Below are 12,378 nucleotides of genomic sequence, written 5' to 3'. Positions count from 1 at the left end.
GCCGTGGTGGCCGCTGACGCAGCGCCCGGTACCGTCATCGGCTGCTGTAGCGGCCGTCCTGTTCGCGGGCGCGGCCCAGCGCCACCAGCATGTCGAGCAGTTGCGGCAGGCGTTTCTTCCACGGGCCGCGGGCGGTGAAGCGGGTCGCCAGCGCGTCCACGTCGAGCGCGACCGGACTGGCGGCGAGCGCGTCGGCTACGGCACGCACCTGGGCCACCGCGTCCTTCGGCCACGGCAGCGGCTTGGCCGCGGCGGCCGGTGCAGCGGCTTCGTCCCCGCCCTGCCCGGCGGCAAGCTCGGCCTGCTCCGGTGCCGCCTGCGCGGTCGGGTGCTGGAATGCGGGGCGCAGCCAGCGGACCAGGCCGCGCGCTTCCTCCGCCGCGCGTTCCGCATTGAGCGCCACCAGCCGTTCGAGGATCGCCTCGTCGAAGGCGCGCTTCGCCTCATCGCGGCTGGCGCCATCGGCGGGCGCGTCATTACCGTGCGCCACGCGCAGCGGCGGCAACAGGTCGCCCCAGCCGTAGGCATCGAGCACCGCCGCGTCGATTTCGTCGTGCAGCTGGCGCAGGACCGAGACCAGGCCGTGCTCGTGGATCACCCGCTCCTTCGCGGTCAGCGGCTCGCCGCTGCGCAGCTTGTCCAGCACGTTGTACATGCCGGTGAGGGTGAGCTCGGGGTGCGCGGCTTGCTGGCGTTTGCGGTGGGCGTCGAGTTGCTCGGCGAGGGTGCGGAGGTGGGCTTGTTGGTCGTCGGTGGCGATGGGAAATGGGAAAGGTTCGAAGCACGTGGTTTTGTTGTATCTAGGCCGATCCTCCAACAAACCGCCCGCAGCAAGGAACCACGTCTTGTGAATGCTTGAGGACAACGTCCCAAGTACCGCAGAGTTTTCCACGGCAATCGTAACCAACGTGCTATCCGGTGTTATTTGGATGGGAACGAAAGCAAAAAATCCATGCTTTGATGTTTCGATCGTAGCGATGTATCTGCTTAAACCCGCGGTGGCCTTGCGGAATTGTTGGCGCGGATGACCGATGACCCACCAGCGTTCACGAAAAATCGAGTTGCGGTTCTGGTTGCGCTCTGGCTTCGCGTACTCAAGCAAATACTGATACGCCGCAGGGAATTTTTCTCGAAGGGTCTCCACGTCTTGCCCAAAAAAATCCAAGACAAAAATGCCACGAGCGGTGCCCGTGAAATCACGACCATTGAGGTACGGGCGAATGTGTACTTCGAGTCCAGGTGTCGAACCAAGTCCAAGTTTGGCGGCCCTATCCGCATCGACCTGAAAGGCCGAGCCAATAGTTTTCATCCCGACCGAGCACAGGTCCTGATTGGCACGCAGCGCAACAGCGCCAGTTACGTCAATTCCAATCGATAGGTCGGCATTGATACACCCAACTCTGCTGGTCATGCGGACAACAAGATCATCGTTGTTGCTGTCAGCTTCCCCACGTTCTTCCACCACGTCCAGACGAGTGCCGAGAAGACGTCCACGTTTCCCCGCAGTCATCGCGATGCGTACGGCTGCACCATCGGCGCTGTCGACCCAAGGATGGTCGGGGATAGCGAAGGTGATGGAAAGCGGGGGCTCTCCGGTCAGGTGCGGCTCGACTGCTCGTCGCACATATGTCTGGCGAAGGCTGTTGGTGGTGATAAGTCCGAATCGCTCAAGTGCGCCTTGGCGGGTGAGCGCGGCGGCGTGGTGCCACCAACGCATGACGAAGTCGGTCGCTTGCGGCACCTCGGGCCATGACTCTTGAAGAGCGTCAACGTAACCGTCACCAAGCGCTTCGCGCATCCGCTTCGATCCAATAAACGGCGGATTCCCCACCACGAAATCCGCCTCCGGCCACGCCGCCTTGCGCGGGTTCACGTAGCACTCCAGCGGCACGCGCTTGCTGTCGTCCGGCACGTCCTCGCCGGTGACGGGCGAGGGCTTCATGCTCACGCCGTCCCAGCGACTGACCGGCACCCCGCGCTCATCGAGCACGTATTCCATGCGGTCGTACGCCAGCACCGCATCGCGGTTCTCGATGTTGCGGAAGTCGCGGATCACCGGCTGCGGCGGGTTGATGTCGCCGCGGGTGCGGTAGTGCCATTGCAGGTAGCCGATCCACAGCACCACTTCGGCGATGGCGGCGGCGCGCGGGTTCAGCTCGATGCCGAGCAGCTGGTGCGGGTCGACGGTTTCGCCGCCGAGCGCGTCGGCGCGCTCACCATCCAGCGCCAGGCCGGTCTGGCGGTAGCCGAGTTCGTCCAGCGCGTTGAACACTTCGCCTTCGAGGCGCTTCAGGTGTTCCAGCGTGACGTAGAGGAAGTTGCCGCTGCCGCAGGCAGGGTCGAGCACCTTGACCGTGCACAGGCGGTGGTGGAATGCGCGCAGGGTCTTCACCGCCTCGTCGGCCTTGCCTTCGGCGGCGAGGGTGAGCGCGGCGGCATGGGCGTCGCTCCATTCGCCGCGCAGCGGCTCGATCACGGTGGGCAGCACCAGCCGCTCGACGTAGGCGCGCGGGGTGTAGTGCGCGCCGAGCTTGTGCCGCTCGCCGGGGTCGAGCGCGCGTTCGAGCAGGGTGCCGAAGATGGCCGGCTCGACGTGTTCCCACTTGGCCTTGGCCGCCTCGATCAGCAGCGCGACCTGCTCGCGGGTGAGCGGCAGCGTGTCGGGCTGCTTGAACAGCTTGCCGTTGAAGTGCAGCACCTCGCTGGCGATGGCGCCGCTGAAGCCGCCCTTGTCCATGTCGTGCCAGAGCAGGCCGAGCATGCGCATGGCGGTGTCGGGCTGGTCGGCGTATTTCAGCAGCAGGTCGCGGAAGCTGTCGCTCGGCAGCAGCTTCACGTCTTCGGCGAACATGGTGAACAGGCAGCGCATCAGGAACTGCGCGACCGCCTCGGCGCGGTGGCCGGCCGCTTCCAGGCTACGCGCCAGGGTGGCGAGCCGCGCGGCAATCTCGCGGGTGACGCGGGCGGATTCGCGACTGGGGTCGAGCGCGAGCGGGTCGGTCCAGATCGTGCGCAGGCGCGCGCGGATCTTTTCCTCGCGCAGCTCGTCGAGCGCGATGCGGTGGCTGCGCGGGTCGGGGAACGGCGTGTAGGTGGCGCCGGAGCGGCTGAACTCCGCATACAGCTCGATGCGGTTGCCCACATCCACCACCAGCAGGAACGGCGGGCGGCCCTCGCTGGCCGGCAGCGCGCGGGCGTACTGCTCGGCCTGGCTGCGTGCGCGCAGCATCGCGTCGTCGAAGCCCTTGGTATGGGTGGGCGCCTTGAGCTTCTTCGCTTCGAGCACGAAGCAGCCGCGCTTGTACAAGTCGATGCGTCCGGCCGAGCTGCTGCCGTCGCCGTGACTGAAGGTGACCGGCCGCTCGAACATGTATTGCTGCTCGGCATCCGGGTGCGGCGCTTCCACGTCGAGCAGCCTGCACAGGTCCAGCGCGAAGCTCTGCGCGGTGGACAGCTCCGAGGCGGTGACGCCGCGCCATTTGGCGATGAAGGCGTCGGCGGCTTCCATGCGGGTGGTCGTCATGAGTGTTTCAATGCAACGGCAAGGAGATGTTCCACGATCATTCCTTTCGATAGCCCCGCCGCCGAGGATATCCGGTTCCACGCCCTGCCCTCACTTCGCCGTCTGCGCCGCCGCGTGCAAAAGCTCAGGCCGAACCCGACCGCCGCCTGCCGGCCGCGGCCACGCGCTTGGCCGGCGCGCTCTTGCGCGTAGCCGGTGCGCAGGTGCCACCGGACTGGCTGCAGCAGTGATCGGTGAGGTAGCCGACCAGCTCGTCCATCACCTCGATCACCGGCGCGTAGTAGATGAAGCGCCCGCTCTGCCGGCTGCTCACCAGGCCCGCGTGCGACAGCTCCTTCAGGTGGAAGGACAGCGTGGCGTTGGGCAGGCCGAGCTTCTCCGCGATCGCGCTGGCCGCCAGTCCTTCCGGCGCATGCTCGACCAGCAGCCGGTAGACCGCCAGGCGCGACTCCTGGGCGAGCGCGGCGAGGATGGTGATGGCTTGCCTGTTCTGCATGGCGCTACTCCCGGGCCGATTCATACCAGCGCTTGCTGCGGTTGACGATGCGCACCACCGACAGCATCACCGGCACCTCGATCAGTACGCCCACCACGGTCGCCAGCGCCGCGCCGGAATGCACGCCGAACAGGCCCACCGCGGTGGCCACCGCCAGCTCGAAGAAGTTGCTGGCGCCGATCAGCGCCGACGGGCCGGCCACGCAGTGCGGCACGCCGAAGCGACGATTGAGCCAGTAGGCCAGGCCGGCGTTGAAATACACCTGGATCAGGATCGGCACCGCCAGCAGCGCGATGATCGCCGGCTGCGCGAGGATCTGCCGGCCCTGGAAACCGAACAGCAGCACCAGGGTGGCCAGCAGTGCGCCCAGCGACACCGGCCCCAGCCGCTGCAGCAGTTTCTGCAAGCGCGCCTCGCCGCCGTGCGCCAGCAGCTGGCGCCGCAGCAGCATGCTGAGCGCCACCGGTACCACGATGTACAGCAGCACCGACAGCAACAGCGTGTTCCACGGCACCGTGATCGAGGAGATGCCCAGCAGCAGCGCCACGATCGGCGCGAACGCCACCACCATGATGGCGTCGTTCAGCGCGACCTGGCTCAGCGTGAACGCCGGCTCGCCGTTGCACAGGTTGCTCCACACGAACACCATCGCCGTGCACGGCGCGGCGGCCAGCAGGATCAGGCCGGCGATGTAGGAGTCGAGCTGTGCGGCCGGCAGCTGGCCGGCGAACAGGTGACGGATGAAGATCCAGCCCAGCAACGCCATCGAGAACGGCTTCACCGCCCAGTTGACGAACAGCGTGACGCCGATGCCCTTCCACTGGCGGCGCACGCCGCCCAGCGCACCGAAGTCGATCTTCAGCAGCATCGGGATGATCATCAACCAGATCAGCACGGCGACCGGCAGGTTCACCTGGGCTACCTGCATGCCGCCCAGCGATGCGAAGCTGCCGGGCAGCAGGTGGCCCAGCAGCGTGCCGGCGACGATGCACAGCAGCACCCAGAGCGTGAGCCAGCGCTCGAAGAAACCGATGCTGGCGCCGTCCGGAGCAACCCCGTCGGCGGCGAGTGCGGCGGATGGCTGGTTCATGCGTCGGCTTCCTCGCCGGTGAGGCTGCCGATGCGGTCGAGCGCCTGTTTCAGTTCGTCGCGGCCCATCGTTTCCACCGGCAGCTGCAGCAGTGCGGTGATCCGCCGCACGATCAGCGCGTGCGCACGCCGGAACGCCGCGGCGGCGTCCGCGTCCCGGGCGGCAGCCGGATCAGGCAGGCCCCAGTGACTCTTCACGAAATCGCCGAACAGCACCGGGCAGGTCTCGCTGGCGGCGTTGTCGCAAACCGTGATCACGATGTCCAGCGGCGGCGCGCCCGCTTCGGTGAAGCGGTCCCACGACTTGCTGGCGAGTCCCTCGGTGGCGATGCCGTGGGCCTGGAGTTCCTCGATCGCGTAGGAATTGACGCGCCCGGTGGGCTGGCTGCCGGCGCTGAACGCCGCGAAGCGTCCCGCGCCTAAATGATTGAGGGTGGCCTCGGACAGGATGCTGCGGGCCGAATTGCCGGTACAGATGAACAGGACGCGACACGGGTGCATGGGCGGCGGTTCCGGGTTGGTTTCCATATTTCCATAGTTATAGAATTGACAAACCAATGCAACAGGAACTGCCGTGATCCCGGACCTGCCCCATGTCGCCGCCGACGTGCTGGATACCCCCAGCCTGGCCAAGCTGGCCTTGCCGGCCGACGCCGGCCACCCGCCGCGCATCCTGATCCTGTACGGCTCGCTGCGCCCGCAGTCGTTCAGCCGCAAGCTGGCGCTGGAAGCCGAGCGCATCCTGCGCCACTTCGGCGCCGAGACGCGGGTGTTCGACCCGCACGAACTGCCCCTCCTGGACAGCGTGCCGGCCAGCCACCCCAAGGTGCAGGAACTGCGCGCGCTGTCGCTGTGGTCCGAGGGCCAGGTGTGGGTCAGCCCCGAGCGGCACGGCACGATCACCGGCGTGTTCAAGAACCAGATCGACTGGTTGCCGCTGGAAGACGGCAGCGTGCGGCCCACGCAGGGGCGCACGCTCGCGGTGATGCAGGTCTGCGGCGGCTCGCAGTCGTTCAACGTGGTCAACACCCTGCGCGTGCTGGGCCGCTGGATGCGCATGCTGACCATCCCGAACCAGTCCTCGGTGGCCAAGGCCTGGCAGGAGTTCGACGACGACGGCCGGATGAAGCCCTCGTCGTTCTATGACCGCGTGGTGGACGTGATGGAGGAGCTGTTCAAGTTCACCCTGCTGGTGCGCGGGCGCAGCGACTACCTGGTCAGCCGCTACAGCGAGCGCAAGGGCGCCGCCGCGGCGAAGGCGCTGACGGCGGCGGCCGAGGTGCTGGAAAGCGCGGCGACGGCGGGCAAACCCGCCTGCTGCAGCGGCGCGGCATGTTGAGCCCGCAGCTCTCGTAGGAACCCGCCAGCGGGCTCCTACGGGAGTGCATCCTCCGCCGCCACGAAGCCACCGGTTTGCCGCTTCCACAGTCGCGCGTACAAGCCCTCGTGCGCGATCAGCTCGGCGTGCGTGCCGGTCTCGACGATCTGTCCCTTGTCCAGCACCACCAGCCGGTCCATCCGCGCGATGGTGGAGAGGCGGTGCGCGATCGCGATCACCGTCTTGCCCTGCATCAGGATGTCCAGGCTGTCCTGGATCGCCGCTTCCGCTTCGGAGTCGAGCGCCGAGGTTGCTTCGTCCAGCACCAGGATCGGCGCGTCCTTCAGCAGCACGCGGGCGATCGCGATGCGCTGGCGCTGGCCGCCGCTGAGTTTCACGCCGCGCTCGCCGACCAGCGCGTCGTAGCCGCGACGGCCCTCGCCATCGCTGAGCTGCAGGATGAATTCGTCGGCGCGCGCCTTGCGCACGGCCTCGGCCACCTGCGCCTCGCTGGCGTCGGGGCGGCCATAGAGCAGGTTGTCGCGGATCGAGCGGTGCAGCAGCGAAGTGTCCTGGGTGACCACGCCAATCTGCGAGCGCAGGCTTTCCTGGGTGACGTGTGCGATGTCCTGGCCGTCGATCAGGATGCGCCCGGCCTCGAGGTCGTACAGCCGCAGCAGCACGTTGACCAGGGTGGACTTGCCGGCGCCGGACGGGCCGACCAGGCCGATCTTCTCGCCCGCGCGCACGTCCAGATCCAGCCCGGCGATGACGCCGCCACGCTTGCCGTAGTGGAAGTGGATGTGCTCGAAGCGCACCGCGCCGTTGGTCACCTCCAGCGGCATCGCGCCTTCGCGGTCCTGCACCGCGCGCGGCTGCGAGATGGTGGTGATGCCGTCCTGCACGGTGCCGACGTTCTCGAAGATGCCGTTGACCACCCACATGATCCAGCCGGACATGTTGTTGATGCGGATCACCAGCCCGATCGACAACGCAATCGCCCCGGTGGTCACCCGCCCCTCGCTCCATAACCAGATCGCCAGCGCCGAGGTGCCGGTGATGAGGAAGCCGTTGAGCGCGGTGATGCTGACGTCCATGGCCGTCGTCAGGCGGGTCGTCAGGCGATGCTTGTCGATCAACTCGCCCATCGCCTCGGCCACGTACGCCTCCTCGCGGCGCGTGTGGGCGAACAGCTTCAGCGTCATCACGTTGCTGTAGCCGTCGACGACGCGGCCCATCAGCTTCGATTTCGCCTCCGAGGATTTCCACGAGCGCTGTTTCACCCGCGGAATGAAGAAGGCCAGCAAGCCGATGTAGCAGAAGATCCACGCCGTCAGCGGTACCGCCAACCAGCCGTCGGCCTGCGCGAACAGCGCGATGGCGCTGCCGGTGTAGATCACGATGTACCAGATCGCGTCCACGATCTGCACGGCCGAATCGCGCAGCGAGGCGCCGGTCTGGATGATGCGGTTGGCGATGCGCCCGGCGAAATCGTTCTGGAAGAAGCCCAGGCTCTGGCGGATCACGTAGCGATGGTGCTGCCAGCGGATGCGGTTGGTGAGGCTGGGCAGGATCGCCTGGTTCACCAGCAAGTCGTGCAGGCCGCCGAGCAGCGGCCGCGCCACCAGTGCGACCAGCGCCATCCAGATCAGCGCCTGGCCGTGCAGGCGGAACAGGTCCGCCGGCGTGCCGCTGGCCATGTCCACGATGCGCCCGATGAAGCCGAACAGCGACACCTCCACCACCGCCACGCCAAAGCCGACCACCAGCGTGGCGGCGAACACCGGCCACACCTGGCGCAGATAGAACACGTAGAAACGCCACACCGGCCGCGGCGGCATGCCGTCGGCCGGCTCCTTGAACGCGTCGATGAGGGATTCGAACCAGCGAAAGATCATGGGCGGCACGCAACAGGCAGGTTCTCTAGCGTGGGTGCGCGGCTGGCTGCATGCAAGGACCCAAGCGTGACCAGCGGCGGCGACTGCGGGGCCAGGCGCGCTTGCCCGCGCGAGCCACCGCGCAACCAAGCTGAACCGTCGCCGTGCCTTCCGCCGCGCAGGACGCCAACACGATTGACCGCCTGTCGCACCGCTCCGATCATGCGCGGATGCCCACACCATGCCGCCTCCTCCTGCTTGCCCTGCTCGCCTGCGGCAGCCTCGCCGTGCACGCCCAGCAAGGCGACGCCGCGCCGGCATCGGCGGCGAGCGCCGCCACGCCGGCGCAGTCGCTGGAGCAGTTGGACGATCGCCTCGATGCACTCAAGGCAGCACTGAAGGACAAGCAAGCCGCCAGCTCGCTCGGCGACCTGCGCAACGACGCGCTGGCGGTGCAGGACCAGGCGCGGCAACTGGCCAGCGACCTGGCGCCCCAGCTGGCCGCGCTGCAGGCGCAGCTCGACGTGCTGGGCCCGCCGCCGGCCAAGGGCGCGGCGCCGGAAGCGCCGCAGGTCGCGGCCCAGCGGCGGCAACTGGACAAGGCCGGCGCCGCGCTGGATGCACGGATCAAGCAGGCGCAGCTGCTGGGCCAGAACGCGCTGCAACTGGCCGCGCAGATCACCGGCATGCGCAACGACGCGTTCCAGGCGCGGCTGGCCTCGCGCACGGCATCGCCGTTCGGCCGCGCATTCTGGAGCGAGCCGGCGCGCAGTTTTCCCGATGACCTGGCACGGCTGGATCGCCTCGGCGGTCGCGTGGCCGATGCCTGGAGCGAGGCGTGGGAAGCGCCGAACCGCACGCCACTGCTGCTGTGCCTGATTGGCGCGTTGCTGTGGCTTGGCGTGGGCCGCTGGCTGCTCGACCGGCTGCTGTTGCGCCTGGCCACGCGCCACGTGCCGGACGGCCATCTGCGCCGCAGCGCGATGGCGGTGGCGGTCGCGCTCACCGCGCTGCTCACCACCGGCATCGCCGCCCAGCTGGCGTACTTGGGCCTGAACCGGAACGACATCCTCGCACCGGACCTCGACGCGCTGGCGCGCTCGGCGGTACGGCTGGTGCTGTTTGCGGCGTTTGTCACCGGGCTGGGCCGCGCGCTGCTCTCCGTGCGCCGGCCGAGCTGGCGCCTGCCGCCGCTGTCCGACCTGGCTGCGCAGCGCCTGCGCATGCTTCCCTGGCTGCTCGGCGCCGCCGCGTTGCTGTTCGGCCTGGTCGAGCGCATCAGCCGCACGATCGGCTCCAGCTTGCCGACCACGGTGGCCACGCGCGGCGCGGTGGCGCTGGTGGTCAGCGGTCTCATCGCGGCGGGCTGGTGGCGTTTGCGTGGGGCGCGGCGGCAGGCGGCGGCCGAGGGCGTGGTCGAACATCAGCCGTTGTGGGTCGGCGCGCTCGGTGCCGGCGCAGTGCTGGGCGTGCTGGTGAGCTGGCTCGGCGTGGCCACCGGTTACATCGCGCTGGCGTTCTTCGCCGCGGTGCAGATGCTGTGGGTCGGCGTGGTGGTGGCCAGCGCGTGGCTGCTCGGCCACCTGTTGAACGACCTGATCCACGTGGCGCTGTCGCCGCACGAACGCGGCGGCCAGCGGCTGCAGGCATCCTTCCAGCTGGCGCCGCATGCGCTGGACCAGGCCGCCACCCTGCTCGCCGGCATCGCCAAGGTGCTGCTGACCCTGCTGGCCATCGCCATCGTGCTGACCCCGTTCGGCGCCGGCCCGGGCGACCTGCTGGCCAGCGCCCTACGCACCTTCGGCAACCTGAAACTGGGCGATCTGCCGATCAATCCCGGCAACATTTTCCGGGCGGTGCTGGTGCTGGTGGGCGGCGGCGTGCTGCTGCACATGCTCAAGCGCTGGCTGCGCGAGCAGTTGCTGCCCAAGTCGACGATGGAACCGGGCATGCAGGATTCCATCGTCACCCTGCTCGGCTACCTCGGCGGCCTGCTGGTGCTGGTGCTGACCCTGGCCGCGCTGCACGTCAACCTGACCAGCATCACCTGGATCGTCAGCGCGCTGTCGGTGGGCATCGGCTTCGGCCTGCAGGCGATCGTGCAGAACTTCATCTCCGGCCTGATTCTGCTGGTGGAACGGCCGGTGAAGGTGGGCGACTGGGTCAGCCTCAACGAGGTCGAGGGCGACATCCGCCGGATCAACGTGCGCGCCACGGAGATCCAGTTGTGGGACCGATCCACCGTGATCGTGCCGAACTCGCAGCTGATCACCGAGAACGTGCGCAACGTGACCCAGGCAAACGCGCTGGGCCGCGTGCAGATCAAGCTGCCGATGCCGCTGGACACCGACGCCGACAAGGTACGGGCACTGGCGCTGGAGGTGCTCGGCGCACACCCGGGCACACTGGCCGCGCCGGCGCCCTACGTGCAACTGGAGGGCCTCGATGCCGGCTCGATGACCTTCAACTGCGTGGCCTACGTCGGCAGCCCGCGTGACACCGGCGGCGTCAAGAGCGACCTGCTGTTCGAACTGCTGCAGCGCCTGCGCCGCGCGCGACTGCCGCTGGTGCGCGCGCAACTGGTGCGCACCCTGCCACCGCTGGCCGAGGAAGACGAACAGACGGGCTGAGCCGGCACGCCAGACTGCCGCGTATCCACGGAGACGAGCCGATGGGATTCCAGTACTACCTGCCCGGGCCACCGCTGGACAAGCTGATCGCGAAAGTGTGGGACTGGGACATGCCGCCCGCGGCGCATCGCCACGAGCGCGTGCTGCCGCAACCCGGGGCGCAGCTCATCATCAACCTGCACGAGGACGAAACCCGTGTCTACACCGATGACGCGGCGCGGCGGTGTATCCGCTCGTCCGCCTGCGTGCTTGGCGGCCCCACCCTGCGCAGCGAGATCATCGACACCGCCGAACAGATCCGCGTGATGGGCGTGGTGTTCCGCCCGGGAGGCGCCCACGCGCTGACCGGCGAGGACGCCACCACGCTGATCGGACGGGACGTCGACCTGGGTGACTTGTTCGGGCCGGCCGCCGCGCTGCTGCGCGAGCAACTGCTGGAAACCCCCGCACCACGGGGCCGCCTGCGCCTGCTGACCCGGTGGCTGGTGCGACGCCTGCACAGCACCGCCTTGCATCCCGCCATCGCCTACGCGCTGGATCGGTTGGCCGACCCGCCGCAGGTGCAACGCATCGCGCCGCTGGTGCGCGAGGCAGGCTTGTCCGAGCGCTGCTTCGGCATGCTGTTCCAGCACCAGGTGGGCATGCGTCCCAAGCACTACACGCGGCTGCTGCGCTTTCGCGCGGTGGTGGATCATGCGGCAGCGCAGTCGGCGGTGAACTGGAGCCAGGTGGCGGCCGATGGCGGCTATTTCGACCAGGCCCATTTGACCCACGAGTTCCGCCAGTTCGCCGGCGTCACGCCGACCGCATTCATGGCTGCGCGCGGTCCCTACTCGAACCACCTGCCGCTCGATTGAGCGACGGAAATCTACAAGACCGCCACGCCTAGCGGGGCTAGTCTGGTCGCGTCCCTGCTGGGCCGTGACGTCGTTTCGTGCAAGCGGAATGACCGCCTCACCGGCTCTGCGAAATTCCACCACGGAGGTACCCCATGGAACAGTCCGGCGGCAGCACCATCATCCCTTGCCTGCGCTATCGCGACCCCCACGCGGCCATCGCCTGGCTCTGCCAGGCATTCGGTTTCGAACGGCACGCGGTCTACGAAAACGACGCCGGCCAGGTCGAGCACGCACAACTGGCCTACGGCCGCGGCATGATCATGCTCGGCGGCGTGCGTCATGACGATTTCGGCCGGCACATTGCCCAACCCGACGAGATCGGCGGTCGCGAGACGCAGTGCGCCTGCGTGACCGTGACCGACTGCAAGGCCCACTACGAGCGGGCAAAGGCAGCCGGCGCGGTGATCGCCGACGACTACGCCGAAAAGGACTACGGCGGCGCCGGCTACAGCTGCCACGACCCGGAAGGCCACCTCTGGTACATCGGCAGCTACAACCCGTGGCAGCCGGAATGAACCGGAAACGCGCGGGCGGCGGGCGGTGCCC

Annotated in this window: 9 protein-coding genes; 4 read left to right on the top strand and 5 right to left on the bottom strand. The window is 68.2% G+C overall.

Annotated elements, in window-relative coordinates; translation table 11 throughout:
* Positions 1-34: 34 nt before the first annotated feature.
* The 4 genes from ACVCMG_RS00990 to ACVCMG_RS00975 all read right to left on the bottom strand — a co-directional run bounded on the left by ACVCMG_RS00990 (position 35) and on the right by ACVCMG_RS00975 (position 5,609).
* Positions 35-3,523, bottom strand: coding sequence for a class I SAM-dependent DNA methyltransferase (locus ACVCMG_RS00990; RefSeq protein ID WP_447114686.1), 3,489 nt, complete (start codon positions 3,521-3,523; stop codon positions 35-37).
* Between the two features lie 124 nt (positions 3,524-3,647).
* A complete protein-coding gene (locus tag ACVCMG_RS00985) occupies positions 3,648-4,019 on the bottom strand; it encodes an ArsR/SmtB family transcription factor (RefSeq protein WP_447114685.1) in 372 nt (123 codons plus the stop codon).
* A gap of 4 nt (positions 4,020-4,023) precedes the next feature.
* Positions 4,024-5,109 (bottom strand): ACR3 family arsenite efflux transporter, encoded by a 1,086-nt coding sequence (arsB, locus tag ACVCMG_RS00980; RefSeq protein ID WP_447114684.1) that lies wholly within the window; start codon positions 5,107-5,109, stop codon positions 4,024-4,026.
* Positions 5,106-5,609, bottom strand: a complete 504-nt coding sequence (locus tag ACVCMG_RS00975; protein WP_447106229.1) for an arsenate reductase ArsC — start codon at positions 5,607-5,609, stop codon at positions 5,106-5,108. The genes arsB and ACVCMG_RS00975 overlap by 4 nt, the downstream gene beginning before the upstream one ends.
* Positions 5,610-5,682: 73 nt before the next feature.
* Between ACVCMG_RS00975 and arsH the strand changes: the two genes are divergently transcribed.
* Positions 5,683-6,447 carry an arsenical resistance protein ArsH gene (gene arsH / locus ACVCMG_RS00970; protein ID WP_447106230.1) on the top strand — a complete coding sequence of 255 codons (765 nt, stop codon included), beginning with the start codon at positions 5,683-5,685 and terminating at the stop codon, positions 6,445-6,447.
* A gap of 35 nt (positions 6,448-6,482) precedes the next feature.
* Here arsH and ACVCMG_RS00965 read toward each other — a convergent pair whose 3' ends face one another.
* Positions 6,483-8,321, bottom strand: a complete 1,839-nt coding sequence (locus ACVCMG_RS00965) for an ABC transporter ATP-binding protein (protein ID WP_447115427.1) — start codon at positions 8,319-8,321, stop codon at positions 6,483-6,485.
* Positions 8,322-8,533: 212 nt separating this feature from the next.
* On the opposite strand from ACVCMG_RS00965, the gene ACVCMG_RS00960 reads away from it, so the two are divergent.
* The 3 genes from ACVCMG_RS00960 (at position 8,534) to ACVCMG_RS00950 (ending at position 12,347) form a co-directional block, all read left to right on the top strand.
* Positions 8,534-10,933, top strand: a complete 2,400-nt coding sequence (locus tag ACVCMG_RS00960) for a DUF3772 domain-containing protein (protein WP_447114683.1) — start codon at positions 8,534-8,536, stop codon at positions 10,931-10,933.
* A 41-nt stretch (positions 10,934-10,974) separates the two neighbouring features.
* Positions 10,975-11,790, top strand: coding sequence for a DUF6597 domain-containing transcriptional factor (locus ACVCMG_RS00955; RefSeq protein WP_447114682.1), 816 nt, complete (start codon positions 10,975-10,977; stop codon positions 11,788-11,790).
* A gap of 134 nt (positions 11,791-11,924) precedes the next feature.
* Positions 11,925-12,347 (top strand): VOC family protein, encoded by a 423-nt coding sequence (locus ACVCMG_RS00950; protein ID WP_447114681.1) that lies wholly within the window; start codon positions 11,925-11,927, stop codon positions 12,345-12,347.
* Positions 12,348-12,378: the final 31 nt, after the last annotated feature.

This window comes from Rhodanobacter sp. UC4451_H18, from assembly GCF_052978225.1.
Note: the sequence above shows the minus strand (reverse complement) of the source record. Positions and strands in the feature narration are given on the sequence as shown.

Excerpts from the sequence above, each read along its gene's own strand:
- ACVCMG_RS00990 (WP_447114686.1), bottom strand. The coding sequence starts at position 3,523 with ATGACGACCACCCGCATGGAAGCCGCCGACGCCTTCATCGCCAAATGG.
- arsB (WP_447114684.1), bottom strand. The coding sequence starts at position 5,109 with ATGAACCAGCCATCCGCCGCACTCGCCGCCGACGGGGTTGCTCCGGAC.
- ACVCMG_RS00985 (WP_447114685.1), bottom strand. The coding sequence starts at position 4,019 with ATGCAGAACAGGCAAGCCATCACCATCCTCGCCGCGCTCGCCCAGGAG.
- ACVCMG_RS00975 (WP_447106229.1), bottom strand. The coding sequence starts at position 5,609 with ATGCACCCGTGTCGCGTCCTGTTCATCTGTACCGGCAATTCGGCCCGC.
- ACVCMG_RS00960 (WP_447114683.1), top strand. The coding sequence starts at position 8,534 with ATGCCCACACCATGCCGCCTCCTCCTGCTTGCCCTGCTCGCCTGCGGC.
- ACVCMG_RS00955 (WP_447114682.1), top strand. The coding sequence starts at position 10,975 with ATGGGATTCCAGTACTACCTGCCCGGGCCACCGCTGGACAAGCTGATC.
- ACVCMG_RS00950 (WP_447114681.1), top strand. The coding sequence starts at position 11,925 with ATGGAACAGTCCGGCGGCAGCACCATCATCCCTTGCCTGCGCTATCGC.